Raw genomic sequence first — 19,605 nt, forward strand, 5'->3', positions numbered from 1 at the left:
CTCGGTCAGCTCCCTCTCCCCCCGGGAGAGGGCTGGGGTGAGGGCAGGCTTCTACACCGCGCGCACGACGTGCTTGATCTCCAAAAACGCCGCCAACCCCCAAGGCCCCAGTTCGCGGCCGACACTGCTCTGCTTGTACCCACCCCAAGCCGTCTGCGGGAAGATCACCTGCGGAGCATTGATCCACACCAGCCCTGCCTGCAAGGCATTGGCCACACGATCTGCTGCGGTGGCATCGCGTGTCACTACGCTCGCGACCAGGCCGAACTGGCTGTCGTTGGCCAAGGCAATCGCTTCAGCCTCGCTGCCGAAACTGCGCACACACACCACCGGGCCGAAAATCTCTTCACGCCATAAGGCGCTGTCCAGCGGCACGTCGGTGAACACCGTCGGTTGCAGGAAATAACCGCGCGGCAAATGCGCCGGACGATTACCGCCGCACACCAACCTCGCCCCGGGGCTCAAACCGCGATCAATATGCCCAAGCACCCGTTGGTACTGCGCCTGATTGACCAGCGCGCCCATCTCCACGTCCGGATCGAACGGATCGGCCACTCGAATCGCCTCTGCGCGCTTTTGCAGGCGCTGAAGAAATTCATCCATCAATTCCTCGGCAACCAGCACCCGACTGGTGGCCGAGCACATCTGCCCGGCGTTGAAGAACGCTCCACCACAAGCCAGTTCCACCGCCAGCTGCAGATCGGCATCCGCCAGCACCAGCAACGATGATTTGCCACCCAGCTCCAGACTCACACCCTTCACGGTTTCAGCAGCGCGTTGCATTACCTGCACACCAACCGCGTTGCTGCCGGTAAAGGAGATCTTGGCGATGCGAGGATCGGCCGACAACGGCGCGCCTACCGCCAGACCAGTGCCGCAGACCAGATTGAACACGCCGTCGGGCAAGCCGGATGCAGCGATGATCGCGGCCAGTTCCAGCTCCGGCAACGGCGTCACTTCAGAAGGTTTCAGCACCACGCAGCAACCGGCGGCGAGCGCTGGCGCCAGTTTCCACGCGGTGGTGACCATGGGGAAATTCCACGGCACGATCAGCCCGACCACTCCGCACGGCTCGCGCCGCAGGCGCGCACTGAAATCATCGCTGGGCAACGGCACGTTGCTGTCCTGACCGGCATCGAGGCCTTCGGCGAGTTCGGCGTAATAGTCAAAAGTGGCGATCACGTCATCGACATCGATGGCCGCTTCGAACTGCGGTTTACCGGTATTACTCGACTGCAGGTTCATCAAGTGATCGCGACCGTTGCGCACGCCGTTGGCAATGTTGCGCAGGATCGCAGCGCGTTCGGCGCCGGTGGTTGTCGACCAGTGTTTGAACGCCTCGGTCGCCGCGCTGATCGCCTGGTCGACGGCCTGTTCGTCGCCGCCATTGACGGTGGTCAGCAGCGCTTCGGTAGCGGGGTTGATCACCCGCAGATGTTCGCGGCCTGACGACCATTGGCCATTGATGTAGAGGCCGTCGAGTGTGGTTGGAAAGCTGATCATTGGGCCACCGCCTGCATCCACTGGTTCTGGTCGATTTCAATCAGCGTCGGGCCTTGCCGGTCCGTCGCTTTACGCAGCGCTGCGCGCAATTCGTCGATGCGGCTGATGGCTTGCGCGGCGCAACCGAGGCCCTTGGCCACGGCGACGAAGTCCGGGGTGTAGATGTCCACGCCAACCGGTTCGATGGCGCGGTTGACCATGTACTTTTTGATCTCTTCGTAACCCTGGTTATTCCACAGCAGCACGATCACCGGCACCCGTGCTTCAACGGCGCTGGCCAGTTCCGGCAGGGTGAACTGCAAGCCGCCGTCGCCGATCAGGCACACTACTGGCGGGCGCGCGCCGTTATCGAGTTGCCCACCGAGCCACGCGCCAATCGCCGCCGGCAACGCATAGCCGAGGGTGCCGTAACCGGTGGATGCGTTGAACCAGCGACGCGGACGCTGGGGGTTGAAAGTGAGGTTGCCGGTGTATACCGGTTGCGTGGAATCGCCGACGAACACCGCATCAGGCAGTTCGTGCAGCACGGTTTCGAGGAAACGCGTCTGCGCCAGCGTCGGCGCATCCCAGCTCGCCGCCAATTCATTACGCAGGCGCGTGGCGCGGACTTGGCCCCAATCATTGCGGCGCTCGGCCAGAGGTTGGTGCGACAAGGCGCTGAGCAAGGCTTGCGCGGCGTTGCGCGAATCAGCGACCAGTGCGACGTGCGGCGGGTAGTTGCGCACGGTCTGATCGGCATCGATGTCGATGCGCAGCAGCTTGCCGGGAATCTCGAAGCCGCCGGCGAAAGTGACGTCGTAATCGGTCTCGGCCAGCTCCGTGCCGATCGCCAGCACCACGTCGGCTTCAGCGACCAGTGCGCGAGTGGCGACCAGGCTTTGCGTCGAACCGATCAACAACGGATGGCTGGTCGGCAGCATGCCTTTGGCGTTGATGGTCAGCGCCACTGGAGCGTCGAGCAGTTCGGCGAGTCGGGTCAGCTCCGGCGCCGCGTCGATAGCACCGCCGCCAGCAAGAATCAGTGGACGTTGCGCGCTGGCCAGCATTTCGCTCATGCGGCTCACGGCAGCCGGTGCGGCGCCGGCACGGTCGATATTCACCGGCAGGCTGGCGAGCAACTCATCGGCCTCTTCCACCAGCACGTCCAACGGAATTTCGATGTGCACCGGTCGTGGTCGTCCGGCCTGAAACAAGGCAAACGCACGGGCCAGCACCACCGGCAATTCGGCAGCGGACATCAGCGTGTGCGAGAACGCTGCGACGCCGCCGACCAGTGCGCTCTGGTTCGGCAGCTCATGCAACTTGCCGCGCCCACCGCCCAACTGACTGCGCGACTGCACGCTGGAGATCACCAGCATCGGAATCGAATCGGCGTAAGCCTGGCCCATGGCCGTGGTGATATTGGTCATGCCCGGGCCGGTGATGATGAAACACACACCGGGTTTGCCGCTGGTACGCGCATAGCCGTCAGCCATGAACCCGGCGCCCTGTTCGTGGCGAGGCGTGACGTGGTTGATGCTTGAACGCGCGAGGCCTCGGTACAGCTCGACGGTGTGCACACCGGGAATGCCGAACACCTGCTCGACCCCGTAATTTTCCAACAGCCTGACCAATACTTCGCCGCACGTTGCCATGTTGATTGCCCTTTCATTCACTGAACACTCCCTGTGGGAGCGAGCCTGCTCGCGAATAAGCGGTCCAGCCAACATCCGTGTCGAACCTTGAACCGTCTTCGCGAGCAGGCTCGCTCCCACAGGGTCCGTGGAGTGCCCATTGGAACGGTGCGCAACTGGCAGCAACAATCGATTAAAAGTCATACTAGCCATGTCCCCACGTCATACCTCGGATCGCCATGAAACGCCTGCCACCCCTGCCCGCTCTGCATACGTTCTGGATCACCGCGCAATGCTGCAATTTCACTCGCGCCGCCGAGCAGTTGCACATCACTCAGGGCGCGGTGAGCCGGCAGATCGCCGGGCTGGAAGAACAGCTCGGTTATCCGCTGTTCATCCGTCTGGCCCGAGGTCTGGCGCTGACGGCCGAAGGCCGCGAATGGCTGCCACAAGTGGAGAAGGTTTTCGGGCTGATCAGTGAAGCGACCGAGCAGATCGGGCTCAAACACCAGACGTTGCAACTCAAGGCCCCAAGCTGCGTGATGCGCTGGCTGCTGCCGCGCCTGCTGCAATGGCAGAAGGAACGCCCGGACGTGCCGGTGAAATTGACGGCCTCGCTGCAACACGGTGTGGATTTCCAGCGCGAGCAATTCGACGCCGCGGTGATCTACGGTCCGCCGCCGGACAATTCGCCAGGCGCACTGCATCTGTTCGACGAGCAACTGACACCGGTCTGCTCGCCGCAACTGCTCAAAGGCTCGCCGGCGCTGAATTCACCAAAGGACCTGCAGGAACACTTGTTATTGCACCCGACCCACGACATTCAGGACTGGTCGGTGTGGCTCGATGCAGCGGGATTGCGATTGGGCAACCTTGGCAGCGGGCAGCATTTCGAAACGCTGGATCAGGCGATGTCGATGGCCTCGCACGGCACGGGGGTGGCGATCGGGGACTGGTCGCTGATTGGTGATGATCTGGACGCTGGACGACTGGTGATGCCGTTTGCGTTGAAGGTGAAGACGGGGTTGGCGTATTACGTGGTGGTGCCTGCTGGAGCCGAACCCTCGCCGCAACTTGAGGAACTGATGCTCTGGCTGGTTGAGCAGGCTCATTTGCGCTGAAGCCTCTCCCCTCACCCTAGCCCTCTCCCCAGGGAGAGGGAACTGATTGGGGACACTCAAGAAATTCATCGACCTGACACAGCCACGCCGAATCCATAATCGACACGGCCGTTCAGGTCAATGCGTGACCCAAGACAACTCGGTCGGCTCCCTCTCCCCAGGGAGAGGGAACTGATTGGGGATACTCAAGAAATTCATCGACCTGACACAGCCACGCCGAATCCATAATCGACACGGTCGTTCAGGTCAATGCGTGACCCAAGACAACTCGGTCGGCTCCCTCTCCCCCGGGAGAGGGCTGGGGTGAGGGGAAAAGGCTTGACTCAATACCCGACGGTATAACGCTGGCGCGAATGCTTCGGCGTTTCCACTTCGTCAATCAGCGCAATCGCGTAATCGGCAAAGGTGATCCAGCTGCGTCCTTCGGCACTGACCAACAGATGATCCTTGCCGACGCGGAATGTGCCACTGCGCTCACCCTCGACGAACTCCGCCGACGGCGACAAAAAGGTCCAGTCCAGTTCCTGCTCGTGACGCAACGCATCAAGAAACTCAGCACCTGCGCTCGCCTCGGCTTTGTATTCGGCCGGGAAACCGGCACTGTCGATCACTCGCGTGTCATCCGGCAGCAACAGCGAACCGGCGCCGCCGACCACCAGCAAGCGCTTCACGCCCGCCTGTTTTACCGGTCCGACAATCGCCGAGGCCGGGACGGTGGCGAAATGCGCTGCGCTGATCACTGCGTCGTGACCGGCCACCGCCGCTTGCAGCGCCGCCGAATCCAGCACGTCGAGGCTCTTGCTGACGACACCGGCACGGCTGCCGATCTTCGAGGTATCGCGGGCAATGGCGGTGACGCTGTGGCCGCGACGCAGGGCTTCTTCCAGCAGTTGGCTACCGGCACGGCCGGTGGCGCCAATGATTGCGATCTTGCTCATGACATTCTCCAGTTGGCTTGAAAAGGCTGCGTGTTCAGGTTCGGCTTACCACTGCATCTCGCCCTTGGCGACTTTCGCGCTGAGTTCCAGCGAGCTTTCCTCGCCCAGCTGCGGGTAGCGTTTTTTCATCGCTGCGATCAGTGCAGCGGAGTCTTTGGCCTTGGCGGTTTCGGCATCGAAGGCCTTGATGTAATCAGCGGTGAATTTCACGCTGGCCAGCGAGCGGCTGCTGTCACCCAGGAAATGACCGGGCACCACGGTTTGCGGTTTCAGGCTTTCGATGGTGTGCAGGGTGTGCAGCCAGTCGGCGTGGGATTGCGCGGTCTGGGTGTCGGCCATCCACACATGAATGTTCTCGGCGACCACTACGCCACCGACCACTGCTTTGAGCGACGGGATCCATACGAAGCTGCGATCCGGTTGCTTGCCGTCGAGGCCGATCACCTGCAATTGCTTGCCTTCGAGGGTCAGGCTGTCGCCCTTGAGCACGTCCGGGACGATGGTTTTCGCCGGCACGTCGGCGCCCATTTTCGGCCCCCAGTAGGCCAGTTTGCCGTCGACGGTGTGCTTGATGTGATCGACAGTCGGCTGCGAAGCCAGCACTTTCGCCTGCGGGAATGCCTTGGTCAGGGTGTCGAGGCCAAAGTAGTAATCCGGGTCGCCATGGCTGATGTAGATGGTGGTCAATTGCTTGCCGCTGGCGCGGATCTTTTCCACGACCTGCTCAGCCTGGGATTTGCCGAATTGCGCGTCGACCAGAATCGCTTCTTTCTCACCGCTGACCAGCACCGAGCTGACCGGGAAAATCGCCTGGGTGCCCGGGTTGTAGACATCGAGGCTCAGCTCGGCGGCGGATGCATGGGCGGCAAAGCCGAAAAATGCTGCGGCGAGCAGAACGCGTTTGAAGGGGGTAAAGCCGATCATGTGTTGCTCCGGATTGCGAATGCCAGTCTGGCGATGCAACAGAGCTTAGTTGCCAGACTCAGTACAAAAAATGCGATGCTTGGACATAGTTTGTTTCTGAAAGCGGGCAAATCATGGATCGGCTTCAAGCAATGCGGGTATTCGTCACGGTCGTGGACCTGGGCAGCCAGTCGGCGGCGGCCGACCACCTCGACCTGTCGCGGCCGGTGGTGTCGCGCTATCTGGCGGAGCTGGAAGACTGGGTCGGCGCGCGGCTTATGCACCGCACCACGCGCAAATTGAGCCTGACCGCCGCCGGCAGCGAAATCCTCCCGCGCTGCCGGCAGATGATCGACCTGTCGCACGACATGCAGGCCGCCGTCAGTGAACCCCATGACGCGCCGCGCGGATTGCTGCGGATCAGCGTCAGCACCTCGTTTGGCCAAGCGCAACTGGCCGATGCGATGGCGGCATACGTCAAGCTTTACCCCGGCGTGAGCATCGATCTGCAGATGCTCGACCGCACGGTGAATCTGGTCGATGAGCGCATCGATCTGGCGATTCGCACCAGCAACGATCTTGATCCGAATCTGATCGCCAGACGCTTGACCGTGTGCCGTTCGGTGGTCTGCGCAGCACCGGCGTATCTGCTTGAGCATCCGGCGCCGTTGCGGGTGGAGGAACTGAGCCGACACAACTGCCTGACCCATTCCTATTTCGGCAAGAGCCTGTGGCATTTCGAGGAGGATGGCGAACCGGTTTCGGTGCCGGTGCAGGGCAATATCAGCGCCAACGAGGCCAGCACCCTCCTGCGCGCAACCCTGGCCGGCGCGGGCGTGGCGATGCTGCCGACCTACCAGGCTGGCGTGCATATTCACAGCGGCGAACTGCTGCGCTTGCTGCCACATGTCGAACCGCGCCAGATGAATATCTACGCGGTGTACGCCTCACGCAAACACATGCCGGCGGCACTGCGCAGCATGCTCGACTTTCTTGTGCAGCGCTTTCCCGAGGCCCCGGCCTGGGATGACGGCCTGTAAACCCGATCCCTTGTGGGAGCGAGCCTGCTCGCGAAGAGGCCAGTACATTCAACATTGATGTCGCTTGGACCACCGCCTTCGCGAGCAGGCTCGCTCCCACATAGGCATCAATTCGCTGAATGGCCGGCTAAATCCTCAAGCGCACTCGCTGGCAAGTACGCGCCGCTGACCTATGCTCAAAGTAATACCGCAAGGTAGACGTTCAGAGGTCGAACACCATGAACATCAAAACAAAAAGATACGCCGCCATCTTCATCACCTGCGCCGCCACGCTGGCGCTGTACGGCACCGCTGCCTGGCGGGTCGAGCAGTTGCGCCAGCTGCCGCGTGAGTATGCGAGCTGCAACTATGAGCGGTGTATTCCGCACAATGCCACGCTGAACGCATTGCGCTGATAGACCTGCGCTGGAATGCAACTGCTGTGGGAGCGAGCCTGCTCGCGAATGCGCTGTGTCAGCCAGCCTAGTTGCTGAATGAACGACCGTATTCGCGAGCAGGCTCGCTCCCACAGGGCTCATCAGCGCATCAGGATTGTTGCTCGGCCTTCAAGCGGTCGCGGAATGCCTTTGGCGAAATCCCCACCCGGCGACGGAACAGGCGCGTGAAGTTGGTCGGATCGGAAAACCCCAACAGCTCCGACATCTCGTAAATCGTCATGCTGGTGTAGGTCAGCAGGCGCTTGGCTTCCAGCAACTGACGCTCGTGCATGATCTGCAACGCCGGTTGCCCGGCCAGTTCACGGCAGGTGCCGTTGAGATGCGACACGGAGATGCCCAGGCGATGGGCGAGGTCTTCGACCTTGACGTGCTGGCGGTAAGTCTCTTCCACCAACTGAATGAAACCGTTGAGGTATTCGCGCTGGCGTTGCGGCCGTTGGCTGGCCTTGTGGCGGACGATCGCCTGACGGCTGACCCAGACCATGATCACACTGACCAGCGAATGCATGAGCATTTCCCGCGCCGGTTGATGGCCGTTGTACTCGGCCTGCAAGGCTGAAAACAGGCTGTTGAGATAATCGCCATCCTTGCCCGCCGGGTAGTTTTCCGCCCGAGCCAAGGCGTGTACCGAATCACCCAATTGCGCCTGCAAATGATTGATCAGCGGTGTGGCCAAGGTGACGATGAAGCCTTCAACATCCTCGGAAAAACGAAACCCGTGCACCGATAACGGTGGCAGCACCTGAATCGCTGGCGTCTCGAGTTGCGTGCGCTGGCCTTCGATTTCAAGCTCTGCCTGACCTTTGAAAACGAACAGCAGCTGGCACAGATCCGCGTGGCGGTGAGGTTTGATTTCCCATTGATGTTCGCGACTGCGCGAGGAAATGGTTTCACAGTGCAGCAAGTCCGGGGTCGGCCAGTCCAGGCTTTCACCGTAGAGCTTGAACACCGGAATAGAAGGCAGGGCAGGCTTGTTCATACTTCAATCCAGGCCTCTGGTTTTTGGGCGATAATCGCACCGATTGGCAGAATGTACAGGTATCGGCTCAGTTTTCACCTTCAATTGACAGACCCGCAAGGGAAAAATGCAAGCACTCGATCCATAAAATCATTCACCGGCTGTTGCTGCGTGAAGCTTGCGAGTCATAAAAACAATGAAAACCCTGAAAACCCAAGTCGCCATTATCGGCGCCGGTCCTTCCGGACTGCTCCTCGGCCAGTTGCTGCACAACGCTGGCATCGAAACCCTGATCCTCGAACGCCAGACGCCTGATTACATTCTTGGGCGCATCCGTGCCGGTGTGCTTGAACAAGGCATGGTAGAGCTGCTGCGTGAGGCCGGCATCGGTCAGCGAATGGATGCCGAAGGCCTGGTTCATGGCGGCTTTGATCTGGCGCTGGACGGGCGTCAGGTGCACATCGATCTGCACGCTCTGACCGGCGGTAAAACAGTAATGGTCTACGGTCAGACCGAGGTCACCCGCGACCTGATGGCCGCTCGTCGGGACGCGGGGGCGCCGACAATTTATCAGGCGAGCAATGTCGTTCCCCACGGCATGAAAAGCGACGAAGCTTTCGTCACCTTCGAAAAGGACGGTGAAAGCTGGCGCGTCGATTGTGATTACATCGCCGGTTGCGATGGTTTCCACGGCGTCGCGCGGCAGTCGATTCCGGCCGATTGCCTGAAGATCTTCGAGCGGGTCTACCCGTTCGGCTGGCTGGGCATTCTCGCCGACACACCGCCGGTCCACGACGAATTGGTCTACGCCCGCCACGAGCGTGGCTTCGCTTTGTGCAGCATGCGTTCGGCCACCCGCACCCGCTATTACCTGCAAGTCCCGGCAGATGAAAACGTCGATGACTGGAGTGATCAGCGTTTCTGGGATGAGCTGAAAAAACGCCTGCCGGATGCCCTCGCGAAAAAACTGGTGACTGGCCCTTCGATCGAAAAAAGCATCGCGCCGCTGCGCAGTTTTGTCGTCGAACCGATGCAATACGGCCGGATGTTCCTGGTCGGCGACGCTGCCCATATCGTCCCGCCCACCGGCGCCAAGGGCTTGAACCTGGCCGCCAGTGATGTCAGCACGTTGTTCAATATTCTGCTGAAGGTCTATCGCGAAGGCCGCACTGATCTGCTGGAAAAATACTCGGAAATCTGCCTGCGCCGGGTGTGGAAAGCCGAGCGGTTTTCCTGGTGGATGACTTCGATGCTGCATCGCTTCGACGATCACGATGAGTTCAGCCAGCGCATCAGCGCTTCGGAACTGGACTATTTTGTCAGCTCGCAAGCCGGGCAAAAAACCATTGCAGAAAATTACGTCGGGCTTCCGTACGAGGCTATCGAATAGCTTCCTACCGACTTACACTGCGAGCATCCACCCGCGCGCGATGGCCGCGCGGGTCCATCAATGCCCGCAGGCTCGCCCGTGACCACTCTCAATCAACCTGAAACGCCCAAACCGGCCATTCGCAGCGTGCTGGTCGCCTTGATGATGGCGATCTTCCTCGGTGCGCTGGACCAGACCATCGTCGCCGTATCGATGCCGGCGATCTCCGCGCAATTCAAGGACGTCAGCCTGCTGGCCTGGGTGATTTCCGGTTACATGGTGGCGATGACCGTGGCGGTGCCGATCTACGGCAAACTCGGCGACCTGTACGGGCGGCGCAAACTGATGTTGTTCGGCATGGGCCTGTTCACCCTCGCCTCGCTGTTCTGCGGCATGGCGCAGAGCATGGAGCAACTGGTGCTGGCGCGGATCCTTCAGGGCATCGGCGCCGGCGGCATGATCTCGGTGAGTCAGGCGATCATCGGCGACATCGTCCCGCCACGTGAACGCGGGCGCTATCAGGGTTACTTCAGCAGCATGTACGCCGTGGCCAGCGTCGCCGGCCCGGTGCTCGGCGGCTACATGACCGAATACCTGTCGTGGCGCTGGGTGTTTCTGATCAACCTGCCGCTGGGGCTTGGCGCGTGGTGGGTGGCACGGCGCAACCTGCGCGGCTTGCCGATTCCGCAGCGCAAACCGGTGATCGATTACCTCGGCACGGTGCTGATGATCATTGGTCTCACGGCGTTGCTGCTCGGCATCACCGAAGTCGGCCAGGGTCATTCATGGCGCAGCGGCGAAGTGCTCGGCCTGTTCGCCTGCGCCGTGGTGGTGCTGGCGCTGTTCGTCTGGCATGAACGCCGTGCACGTGAGCCATTGCTGCCGATGCACTTGTTCACCAATCGCAGCGCGCTGCTGTGCTGGTGCACGATCTTCTTCACCAGTTTCCAGGCCATCTCGCTGATCGTGCTGATGCCATTGCGTTTCCAAAGCGTCACCGGCGCTGGCGCCGACAGCGCAGCGCTGCACTTGCTGCCATTGGCGATGGGCTTGCCGATCGGTGCCTATTTCGCCGGCCGCCGCACCTCGATTACCGGACGCTACAAACCGCAGATTCTCACCGGGGCGATCCTCATGCCGATCTCGATTCTCGGCATGGCCTTCAGTCCGCCACAAGCAACGCTGCTCAGCGGTCTGTTCATGCTGCTCAGCGGCATCGCCAGCGGCATGCAGTTCCCGACCTCGCTGGTCGGCACGCAAAACTCGGTGGAACAACGCGACATCGGCGTCGCCACCAGCACCACCAACCTGTTCCGCTCACTGGGCGGCGCGGTGGGCGTGGCGTTGATGTCGGCGCTGCTGCTGGCGTTGCTGCACGACTCCAGTTTCGCCCACCTGACGAACAGTTCGCTGATCAGCGAAGGGCATTCGGGCAACGTCCTGCTCGATGGCCTGAACGCCGCACCCGGCGAAGCGCAGAACGCTTTGCGCGCGGAGCTGCTGGTGACCTTCCGCCACTTGCTCTGGGTCAGCACGGCAGTGTCGTTGCTGGGGCTGGCAGCGGCGATTGCCATGCCGAACAACCTGCTGCGCGGACGGGAGCACGGCGCGAAATAATTGCCGCAACAAATACCACTGTGGGAGCGAGCCTGCTCGCGAATGCGCGGTGTCAGCCGACACATAGCTGAATGACACACCGCTTCGCGAGCAGGCTCGCTCCCACAAGGGAACGGTGTTCTCTCAAGGGCTGTAGTAGCCCACCGCGACGAGGAAATGCCCGACCTTTTTCAGGTACGCATGCTTGTCCTCGATCTTGCCGGTCACCGGGTTTTTCCAGCGGTATTCGTATTCGCCTTCATCCTGCTTGCCGATCAGCGCCAGAATCGGCTCGCCCACTGGCTTGCCTTCCGGGTCCTTGACCTTGCCAAAATCAGTGTTGATCAAGCGCAGATTGGTGCCGTGGGCGACATAACGCTGGTTGTTCAGATCGACCACGAAGACATACAGGTCATCCTGCAGATATCCGCCCTTGAGCGAGTTGATCGCAACCAGCGTGCCCTTCTCGTCCTTGCCCAGATCCGTCGCGGCTTTGTCCAGCAAGGCCTTGGCCTGCTCAGCCGAAGCCCGTGGCAAGTAGTAACCCACCGCGAGAATGCGCTGCCCGACGCGCTGATAAAACACATGCTTGCGCTCGACCTTGCCGTCGGCCCAATTCTGCCAGCGGTATTCGGCCTGCTGGATGCCGTTGCCTTCCGGCACTTTCAGCGCATCCTTGAACGCCTTCTGCAGATCCGGCCCGAGCACTTCGCTGACATCACGGCCGATCAGCGCCGATGACGGCCCGCCACTGGCAAGCATGACGCCTTTGGTGTCGAGGACGAACACGTAGCGATCCTTGTCGACGAACTCACCCTGGCGGCTGAAGGCGGCGAAGGCCTTGTCGCCATTGTCGTGGTAGTAGGCCAAGGCTTTTTCCAGCAGGGCGATGGCCGCCTGACTGTCATCCTTGGCGGCGGTGGCGGCGCTGGCCTGGCCGAAACCGGCCAGCAGAATCAGGCCGAGCCAGGCCACTTTATGCAAAAACCCCATAGCGCATCCCTCGTTCTTTTTGGTGTCTCAAGAGCGTAGACGGCTTGGGCTGATGTACGAGTATTCAGAATGATGCAGGGGATTACAGGCCCCTGTGGTGAGGGGACAAAGCCCTCCGGGCGACAGATCAGTCGCTACGGGCGGGAATTGATCTGCTGCTGGAGATTCTGGATCTGCGCCTGCAAGGTATTGAGGTTGCGGGTCATCTGCGCGCGGAACGCATCGAACTCGGCAGTATTACCGCCACCCTGTGGCGCTGCCGGGCGATTGTCCTGCTGACTTTTCAGCACCACGATGTCCTGCTCCAGACGATCGATCGCCGCGCTCGGGTTGCCCTGTTTCTTCAGCGCGGCGATATCGGCACCGAGGCTTTTGAACTGGGCGTCGAAGGCTTTCAACTGCGCATCGACCTTGCTGGTATCGGCCGGGGTGCTTTTGATGGTCGCCAGCTCGGCGCTCAAGGCTTTGACCTGAGCCTGCAACTGCGTATTGGCGTTCTGCTGTTCGGTGGTCTGCGCGGTCATTTGCGCCAGCCGCTTGTCCAGCTCGCTGGTCTGCCCGGCCACGCCTTGCTGCTGCTTGCTCTGGTCGAGCAGCTTGCCTTCGAGTTGTTTGATCTGCAGCTTCAGCGCTTCGCTGTCACTGTTGACGTTGCTCTGGCTGGCGACGACCTTGCCGGAAATATCCTGCAGGCGCCCCGCCGCTTCTTCGCTGATGCGGGCGAAGCTTTCCTGGGTGGCGACCAGTTGCTGTTCCATCAGCGAGATCTGCTGGAAGCTCCACCAGGCCAGACCGATGAAGGCGAAAAACAACGCACCGACCAGCGCCCACAGCGGCCCGGTGCTGGCGGCCCTGACCTTGACCACTGGCGCCGTGCGCGAATGCACGGAAGTGCGGGGGCTGGGCGCGATGTCATCGTCGTCGAACGGGTCAGCGCGCAGGCTTGGCACGTTATCGAAATCGTCGTCGTGGGCATCGTTTCGCATGGACATTGAGGCAACCTTTGGCAAACGCGGTGATGGCTAAATGCTGCGAAGTATAACCGCCGCAGCCGCAGGCATTGACCCTCAACCCGCAAGGCGGTTCATTGCCGCCCGGCCGAATCGTTTCAACGGATGTCCTGGGCTTTCCACCACGCACAGAACTCATCGAGGGCAGCCCAGAGGCTGACTTTCGGATCGTAGTCGAGATAATGCCGGGCGCGGCTGATGTCGAGGGTGAAATTTTTTTTCATGACCTGCATGCCCAGACGCGACAGGGTCGGCTCCGGGCGTCCCGGCCAGAGCATGCACGCGCCTTCATTGAGCGCCGCGACGCTGTACGCGAGACCGTAGGAGCGATATTTGCGCACCTGATTGACGTCCATCCGGCGCATCACGTAATTGACCACGTCCCACAGCGGCACCGGCGTACCGTTGCTGATGTTGTAGGCCTTGCCCAGCGCCGAACCTTGCGCCAACAGGCTGCTAAGCATGGCTTCGTTGAGATTTTGCACGCTGGTGAAATCGACCTTGTTCAAGCCGTCGCCGATGATCGCCAGCCGGCCCTTGCGCTGCATCTTCAGCAGGCGCGGGAAGATGCTCATGTCACCGGCACCGGTGACGAAACGCGGGCGCAGGGCGATGGTTTCCAGACCGAATTCCTGGGCACCGAAGACTTTCTGCTCGGCCAGATACTTGGTCGCGGCGTAGGGATGCTTGAAGCGTTTGGGCACTTGCTCTTCGGTCAGGCCTACATGGTCGCGGCCATCGAAATAGATCGATGGCGACGACAGATGCACCAGCCGCCGCACCCGCTGCTTGAGGCAGGCTTCGACGACGTTTTCGGTGACTTCGACGTTGCCCTGATGAAAGTCCTGATAACGCCCCCACACACCGACAGCACCGGCGCAATGCACCACGGCCTCGACATCGCTGCACAGATCCCGCACCAGATCGGCGTCGGTCAGATCGCCCGGCACGAACTCCGCGCCCCGGCGCACCAGATGTTCGACGCTCTCGGCCCGGCGACCGTTGACCCGCACTTCAAGGCCCTGCTCCAGGGCGAAACGCGCAAAGCGCCCGCCAATAAAGCCACTGGCGCCGGTAACCAAAATCTTCATCAAAAACTCCAGGGAAGCAGCTGCAAGCTTCGAGCTTTCAGCTGCAAGTTGAAACGGTACGTATTCTTGCCGCTTGCAGCTTGACGCTTGTTGCTGCGTTCAAGCCACTAGCCATTGCTTTGAGGAGCGCAGCAGTTGTTCGGTCAGTAGATTGAGCAACTGGCCGCCATTGCGCCAATGATGCCAGTACAGCGGCACGTCGATCGGTTTATCTGGCAGCAATTCGCGCAGCACCCCGCGTTGCAATTGCTCGTGCACCTGCAGTTCCGGCACCAGGCCCCAGCCCAGACCGGCTTCGGTCAGGCGGATGAAGCCTTCGGAGGACGGGCATAAATGGTGCTCGAACGCGCCGTCGACGCCCAACAGCGCCAGATAGCGATGCTGAAGGAAATCGTCCGGACCGAACACCAGCGCCGGGGTGCGCGGCAGCTGTTCGGCGCGCACGCCTTCGGGAAAATGCCGAGCAAGGAAGGCTGGACTGGCCAGCGCCCGATAACGCATGGCGCCGAGCAACACGCTGCGGGCTCCCGCCACCGGCCGCTCGCTGGCACACAGGCATGCGGCCACTTCACCCGCACGCATGCGCTTGAGACCGACGGTCTGGTCTTCGACGATCAGGTCGAGCAACAAATGCTGCTCGGCGCAGAAATCGCCGACGGCCTCGGCCCACCAAGTGGCGAGGCTGTCGGCGTTGAGGGCGATGCGCAGGCGATCGGGCAGGCCTTCTTCGTCCAGCGCCGGCACCACTGATTGCAAGTCGCGCTCGAGCAGACGCACCTGCTGCACATGGTTGAGCAAGCGTCGGCCGATCTCGGTCGGCGATGGCGGTGTTTCGCGCACCAGCACTGGCTGGCCGACCCGCGCTTCAAGCAATTTGATGCGCTGGGAGATCGCCGACTGCGACAGGCCGAGCACCTGTGCGGCGCGATCGAATCCGGCCTGCTCGACCACAGCGGCGAGCGCGGAAAGCAACTTATAGTCGAACATCAGTTTTCCTAATGGGCGATCAGCACTATTGGTTTTTCTTATACAGCGTCACACCGGAGAATAGCCAGCAAGCACTCTCTTTCAAGGATCTCTCCCATGTGGCAAAGCTACGTAAACGGCCTGTTGGTGGCGTTCGGCCTGATCATGGCGATCGGCACGCAGAACGCTTTCGTCTTGGCGCAAAGCCTGCGCCGTGAACACCATTTGCCGGTGGCGGCATTGTGCGTGGTGTGTGACGCAATTCTGGTCGCGGCCGGGGTGTTCGGCCTGGCGACGATCCTCGCGCAGAACCCGACCCTGCTGGCGATCGCCCGTTGGGGCGGTGCGACGTTTCTGATCTGGTACGGCAGCCAGGCACTGCGCCGGGCCTGCTCGAAACAGAGCCTTGAGCAAGGCGAAAACCAGAGCGTGCGTTCGCTGCGCGCAGTGATGCTCAGCGCGCTGGCGGTGACCTTGCTCAACCCCCACGTTTATCTCGATACGGTATTGCTGATCGGCTCGCTGGGCGCGCAGCAATCGGTGCCGGGCGCTTATGTGGTCGGCGCGGCGAGTGCATCGTTGCTGTGGTTTTTCACCCTGGCCCTCGGCGCGGCGTGGCTGGCACCGTGGCTGGCCCGCCCGAGCACGTGGCGCATTCTCGATCTGGTGGTGGCGTTAATGATGTTCACCGTCGCCGCGCAGTTGATCATCGCCGGATGATTTATTCGCAAAGGCTCTGGAACCTCTATCCCACACAGTTGTTGCGTGGTTAAGGCGCGACCCCGGTGCTATGATCCGAACCCTGCGCCGCAAAGAGTAAAAACTCGCCGGTGCATTTCCGGCCGCCCGTGATCGGCCTTGCGCTCACCGCAACAGACCTGATTAGGAGAATCATCATGGCTTTCGAATTGCCGCCGCTGCCTTACGCACACGATGCCCTGCAGCCGCACATCTCCAAGGAAACCCTGGAGTTCCACCACGACAAGCACCACAACACCTACGTCGTGAACCTGAACAACCTGGTGCCAGGCACCGAGTTTGAAGGCAAGACCCTGGAAGAAATCGTCAAGACTTCTTCGGGCGGCATCTTCAACAACGCCGCTCAGGTCTGGAACCACACTTTCTACTGGAACTGCCTGGCGCCAAACGCCGGCGGTCAACCAACCGGCGCACTGGCAGATGCCATCAACGCAGCGTTCGGTTCGTTCGACAAGTTCAAGGAAGAATTCAGCAAAACCTCGATCGGCACCTTCGGTTCCGGCTGGGGCTGGCTGGTGAAAAAGGCTGACGGTTCCCTGGCCCTGGCCAGCACCATCGGCGCCGGCAACCCGCTGACCAGCGGCGACACCCCGCTGCTGACCTGCGACGTCTGGGAACACGCTTACTACATCGACTACCGCAACCTGCGTCCGAAGTACGTTGAAGCGTTCTGGAACCTGGTCAACTGGAAGTTCGTGGCCGAGCAGTTCGAAGGCAAAACCTTCACCGCTTAAGCTGCGCGCCAGATGAAAAACCCGGCTTCTGCCGGGTTTTTTTATGCCCGGCGCATGGCGTTTCTCGCACGGTAAAAGCAGCTTCGCGCCGTTTGCCGCCAGCCCCCAGCCGTCTACCATCACAGACAGGAAAAAATCTTTGGCCCAGTGCTCAAGTTGAAGGCAATTGCAACCGACACAGTTAATTCAGAGCTATTACTCAAATGACGACATTGCGGCCAGGATCACGGCGACTTTTCCCGTGCCCGATTGTCCCTTTGACTGCCAACCCGGGATTGCCAATACTCATGGCAACTTGACGCTACCCGCACGGAACAAGGAATAACCCTTTGAAGCTGGAACTCAAGAACAGCTTGTCGGTGAAGTTGCTCCGGGTCGTGCTCCTGTCGGCATTGATCGTAGGCGTAGTCTTGAGCTGCGCGCAGATTGTCTTCGATGCCTACAAGACCCGTCAGGCGGTTGCCGGCGACGCCGAGCGCATCCTCGACATGTTCCGCGATCCATCGACCCAGGCCGTGTACAGCCTGGACCGGGAAATGGGCATGCAGGTGATCGAAGGGCTGTTCCAGGACGACGCCGTGCGTCAGGCCTCCATCGGCCACCCCAACGAAGCCATGCTGGCGCAAAAATCCCGCGAACTGCAGCATTCCAATAGCCGTTGGCTGACCGACCTGATTCTCGGCCAGGAACGCACCTTTACCACGCAATTGGTCGGCCGTGGCCCTTACAGCGAATACTACGGCGACCTGAGCATCACCCTCGACACCGCCACTTATGGCGAAGGTTTCATCGTCAGCTCGGTGATCATTTTCATTTCCGGGGTGTTGCGCGCACTGGCGTTGGGGCTGGTGCTGTATCTGGTCTATCACTGGCTGCTGACCAAACCGCTGTCACGAATCATCGAGCACCTCACCGAAATCAACCCCGATCGTCCCAGCGAGCACAAGATTCCGCAGATCAAGGGCCACGAAAAGAACGAACTGGGCCTGTGGATCAACACTGCCAACCAGTTGCTCGAGTCCATCGAACGCAACACCCACCTGCGCCACGAAGCGGAAAACAGCCTGCTGCGCATGGCCCAGTACGACTTCCTCACCGGCCTGCCGAACCGCCAGCAATTGCAGCAGCAACTGGACAAGATTCTGGTGGATGCCGGCAAGCTGCAGCGCCGCGTCGCGGTGTTGTGCGTCGGCCTGGATGACTTCAAGGGCATCAACGAGCAATTCAGCTACCAGACCGGCGACCAATTGCTGCTGGCCCTGGCCGATCGTTTACGTGCCCACAGCGGTCGCCTGGGCGCCCTCGCTCGCCTGGGCGGCGATCAGTTCGCGCTGGTGCAGGCCGACATTGAACAGCCTTACGAAGCAGCAGAACTGGCGCAGAGCATTCTCGATGATCTTGAGGCGCCCTTCGCCCTCGACGATCAGGAAATCCGCCTGCGCGCGACCATCGGCATCACCCTGTTTCCGGAGGACGGCGACAGCACCGAGAAGTTGTTGCAGAAAGCCGAGCAGACCATGACCCTGGCCAAGACCCGCTCGCGCAATCGCTATCAGTTCTATATCGCCAGCGTCGACAGCGAGATGCGCCGTCGTCGCGAGCTGGAAAAAGATTTGCGCGATGCGCTGATCCGCGACCAGTTCTACCTCGTCTATCAGCCGCAGATCAGCTATCGCGATCACCGCGTGGTTGGCGTCGAAGCGCTGATTCGCTGGCAACATCCGGAACACGGGCTGGTGCCGCCGGACCTGTTCATTCCGCTGGCCGAACAGAACGGCACGATCATCGCCATCGGCGAGTGGGTGCTCGATCAGGCCTGCAAGCAATTGCGCGAATGGCACGATCAAGGTTTTGTCGATTTGCGCATGGCGGTGAATCTGTCCACCGTGCAACTGCACCACGCCGAGCTGCCACGGGTGGTCAACAACCTGTTGCAGATGTACCGCCTGCCGCCGCGCAGTCTGGAACTGGAAGTCACCGAAACCGGCCTGATGGAAGACATCACCACCGCCGCCCAGCATTTGCTGAGCCTGCGCCGCTCCGGTGCGCTGATCGCGATCGACGACTTCGGCACCGGCTACTCGTCCCTCAGTTATCTGAAAAGCCTGCCGCTGGACAAGATCAAGATCGACAAGAGCTTCGTGCAGGACCTGCTCGATGACGACGATGACGCGACCATCGTTCGCGCGATCATCCAGCTGGGCAAGAGCCTGGGCATGCAGGTGATTGCCGAGGGCGTGGAGACCGCCGAGCAGGAAACCTACATCATTTCCGAGGGTTGCCACGAAGGTCAGGGCTACCACTACAGCAAACCGCTGCCAGCGCGGGAGCTGGGTATTTACCTCAAGCAGGCGCAACGCAGCAACGCGGCTATTTTATAAGATCGCAGCCTTCGGCAGCTCCTACATTTGAAATGCGTTCCTTCTGTAGGAGCTGACGAGTGCAACGAGGCTGCGATCTTTTGATCTTCATGCGCAAATAAGAAATATTTCCAAGCACGCCTTTACACATAATGCGAAAGATTTGCATTATGTCGCAGTTTTGCGCGCCCCCGGCGCCAGTCCATTCAACTAC

Annotated in this window: 17 protein-coding genes; 8 read left to right on the forward strand and 9 right to left on the reverse strand. The window is 60.9% G+C overall.

What is annotated here, in order from left to right; genetic code table 11:
* Nucleotides 1-51: 51 nt before the first annotated feature.
* Nucleotides 52-1,500, reverse strand: a complete 1,449-nt coding sequence (locus PSH90_RS20660) for an aldehyde dehydrogenase family protein (protein WP_305383143.1) — start codon at nt 1,498-1,500, stop codon at nt 52-54.
* Nucleotides 1,500-3,137, reverse strand: coding sequence for a 5-guanidino-2-oxopentanoate decarboxylase (locus tag PSH90_RS20665; RefSeq protein ID WP_305381444.1), 1,638 nt, complete (start codon nt 3,135-3,137; stop codon nt 1,500-1,502). Before PSH90_RS20665 ends, PSH90_RS20660 begins: the two co-directional genes overlap by 1 nt.
* A gap of 218 nt (nt 3,138-3,355) precedes the next feature.
* Between PSH90_RS20665 and PSH90_RS20670 the strand changes: the two genes are divergently transcribed.
* Nucleotides 3,356-4,237, forward strand: coding sequence for a LysR substrate-binding domain-containing protein (locus tag PSH90_RS20670; RefSeq protein ID WP_305381445.1), 882 nt, complete (start codon nt 3,356-3,358; stop codon nt 4,235-4,237).
* A gap of 323 nt (nt 4,238-4,560) precedes the next feature.
* On the opposite strand, the gene PSH90_RS20675 is transcribed toward PSH90_RS20670, so the two are convergent.
* Complete coding sequence (locus PSH90_RS20675) at nt 4,561-5,175, reverse strand: NAD(P)-dependent oxidoreductase (RefSeq protein WP_252876816.1); 615 nt, start codon at nt 5,173-5,175, stop codon at nt 4,561-4,563.
* A 45-nt stretch (nt 5,176-5,220) separates the two neighbouring features.
* A complete protein-coding gene (locus PSH90_RS20680; RefSeq protein ID WP_071173407.1) occupies nt 5,221-6,099 on the reverse strand; it encodes an MBL fold metallo-hydrolase in 879 nt (292 codons plus the stop codon).
* Between the two features lie 113 nt (nt 6,100-6,212).
* Between PSH90_RS20680 and PSH90_RS20685 the strand changes: the two genes are divergently transcribed.
* Both PSH90_RS20685 and PSH90_RS20690 read left to right on the forward strand, forming a co-directional pair.
* Nucleotides 6,213-7,118 carry a LysR family transcriptional regulator gene (locus tag PSH90_RS20685; protein WP_305381446.1) on the forward strand — a complete coding sequence of 302 codons (906 nt, stop codon included), beginning with the start codon at nt 6,213-6,215 and terminating at the stop codon, nt 7,116-7,118.
* Between the two features lie 218 nt (nt 7,119-7,336).
* Nucleotides 7,337-7,513: a hypothetical protein gene (locus PSH90_RS20690; protein ID WP_016773438.1), complete on the forward strand. Its 177-nt coding sequence runs from the start codon at nt 7,337-7,339 to the stop codon at nt 7,511-7,513.
* A gap of 130 nt (nt 7,514-7,643) precedes the next feature.
* Here the strand turns inward: PSH90_RS20690 and PSH90_RS20695 are convergent, their stop codons facing one another.
* A complete protein-coding gene (locus tag PSH90_RS20695) occupies nt 7,644-8,534 on the reverse strand; it encodes a helix-turn-helix domain-containing protein (protein WP_024014136.1) in 891 nt (296 codons plus the stop codon).
* Between the two features lie 175 nt (nt 8,535-8,709).
* Here PSH90_RS20695 and pobA point away from each other — a divergent pair, with 175 nt between their 5' ends.
* Together pobA and PSH90_RS20705 are read left to right on the forward strand one after the other, a co-directional pair.
* Nucleotides 8,710-9,903, forward strand: a complete 1,194-nt coding sequence (gene pobA, locus PSH90_RS20700) for a 4-hydroxybenzoate 3-monooxygenase (protein ID WP_305381447.1) — start codon at nt 8,710-8,712, stop codon at nt 9,901-9,903.
* A gap of 78 nt (nt 9,904-9,981) precedes the next feature.
* Nucleotides 9,982-11,499 (forward strand): MDR family MFS transporter, encoded by a 1,518-nt coding sequence (locus tag PSH90_RS20705; RefSeq protein ID WP_305381448.1) that lies wholly within the window; start codon nt 9,982-9,984, stop codon nt 11,497-11,499.
* 123 nt (nt 11,500-11,622) lie between these two features.
* Here the strand turns inward: PSH90_RS20705 and PSH90_RS20710 are convergent, their stop codons facing one another.
* The 4 genes from PSH90_RS20710 to PSH90_RS20725 all read right to left on the reverse strand — a co-directional run bounded on the left by PSH90_RS20710 (nt 11,623) and on the right by PSH90_RS20725 (nt 15,559).
* Entirely contained in the window at nt 11,623-12,471 is an 849-nt protein-coding gene (locus PSH90_RS20710; protein ID WP_095181439.1) for a cache domain-containing protein, read from the reverse strand.
* A 134-nt stretch (nt 12,472-12,605) separates the two neighbouring features.
* A complete protein-coding gene (locus tag PSH90_RS20715) occupies nt 12,606-13,463 on the reverse strand; it encodes an ATPase (RefSeq protein WP_252868193.1) in 858 nt (285 codons plus the stop codon).
* A gap of 116 nt (nt 13,464-13,579) precedes the next feature.
* On the reverse strand, nt 13,580-14,572 hold the full coding sequence (locus PSH90_RS20720) for an NAD(P)-dependent oxidoreductase (protein WP_252868194.1): 993 nt from the start codon (nt 14,570-14,572) through the stop codon (nt 13,580-13,582).
* Between the two features lie 99 nt (nt 14,573-14,671).
* Nucleotides 14,672-15,559, reverse strand: coding sequence for a LysR family transcriptional regulator ArgP (locus PSH90_RS20725; RefSeq protein ID WP_150637405.1), 888 nt, complete (start codon nt 15,557-15,559; stop codon nt 14,672-14,674).
* 96 nt (nt 15,560-15,655) lie between these two features.
* Here PSH90_RS20725 and PSH90_RS20730 point away from each other — a divergent pair, with 96 nt between their 5' ends.
* From PSH90_RS20730 to PSH90_RS20740, 3 genes are all read left to right on the forward strand, one after another.
* A complete protein-coding gene (locus PSH90_RS20730) occupies nt 15,656-16,258 on the forward strand; it encodes a LysE/ArgO family amino acid transporter (protein WP_150637403.1) in 603 nt (200 codons plus the stop codon).
* A 176-nt stretch (nt 16,259-16,434) separates the two neighbouring features.
* Nucleotides 16,435-17,031, forward strand: a complete 597-nt coding sequence (locus PSH90_RS20735; protein WP_016773431.1) for a superoxide dismutase — start codon at nt 16,435-16,437, stop codon at nt 17,029-17,031.
* Nucleotides 17,032-17,360: 329 nt separating this feature from the next.
* Nucleotides 17,361-19,412, forward strand: coding sequence for a bifunctional diguanylate cyclase/phosphodiesterase (locus PSH90_RS20740; protein ID WP_016773430.1), 2,052 nt, complete (start codon nt 17,361-17,363; stop codon nt 19,410-19,412).
* Nucleotides 19,413-19,605 lie beyond the last annotated feature (193 nt).

It is taken from the genome of Pseudomonas sp. FP1762 (assembly GCF_030687105.1).
Lineage (GTDB): Bacteria > Pseudomonadota > Gammaproteobacteria > Pseudomonadales > Pseudomonadaceae > Aquipseudomonas > Aquipseudomonas siliginis.

Coding starts and splice junctions, on each gene's coding strand:
- PSH90_RS20690 (WP_016773438.1), top strand. CDS start 7,337: ATGAACATCAAAACAAAAAGATACGCCGCCATCTTCATCACCTGCGCC.
- PSH90_RS20670 (WP_305381445.1), top strand. CDS start 3,356: ATGAAACGCCTGCCACCCCTGCCCGCTCTGCATACGTTCTGGATCACC.
- PSH90_RS20665 (WP_305381444.1), bottom strand. CDS start 3,137: ATGGCAACGTGCGGCGAAGTATTGGTCAGGCTGTTGGAAAATTACGGG.
- PSH90_RS20695 (WP_024014136.1), bottom strand. CDS start 8,534: ATGAACAAGCCTGCCCTGCCTTCTATTCCGGTGTTCAAGCTCTACGGT.
- PSH90_RS20680 (WP_071173407.1), bottom strand. CDS start 6,099: ATGATCGGCTTTACCCCCTTCAAACGCGTTCTGCTCGCCGCAGCATTT.
- PSH90_RS20735 (WP_016773431.1), top strand. CDS start 16,435: ATGGCTTTCGAATTGCCGCCGCTGCCTTACGCACACGATGCCCTGCAG.
- PSH90_RS20685 (WP_305381446.1), top strand. CDS start 6,213: ATGGATCGGCTTCAAGCAATGCGGGTATTCGTCACGGTCGTGGACCTG.
- PSH90_RS20710 (WP_095181439.1), bottom strand. CDS start 12,471: ATGGGGTTTTTGCATAAAGTGGCCTGGCTCGGCCTGATTCTGCTGGCC.
- PSH90_RS20720 (WP_252868194.1), bottom strand. CDS start 14,572: ATGAAGATTTTGGTTACCGGCGCCAGTGGCTTTATTGGCGGGCGCTTT.
- PSH90_RS20730 (WP_150637403.1), top strand. CDS start 15,656: ATGTGGCAAAGCTACGTAAACGGCCTGTTGGTGGCGTTCGGCCTGATC.
- PSH90_RS20715 (WP_252868193.1), bottom strand. CDS start 13,463: ATGTCCATGCGAAACGATGCCCACGACGACGATTTCGATAACGTGCCA.
- PSH90_RS20725 (WP_150637405.1), bottom strand. CDS start 15,559: ATGTTCGACTATAAGTTGCTTTCCGCGCTCGCCGCTGTGGTCGAGCAG.
- PSH90_RS20675 (WP_252876816.1), bottom strand. CDS start 5,175: ATGAGCAAGATCGCAATCATTGGCGCCACCGGCCGTGCCGGTAGCCAA.
- pobA (WP_305381447.1), top strand. CDS start 8,710: ATGAAAACCCTGAAAACCCAAGTCGCCATTATCGGCGCCGGTCCTTCC.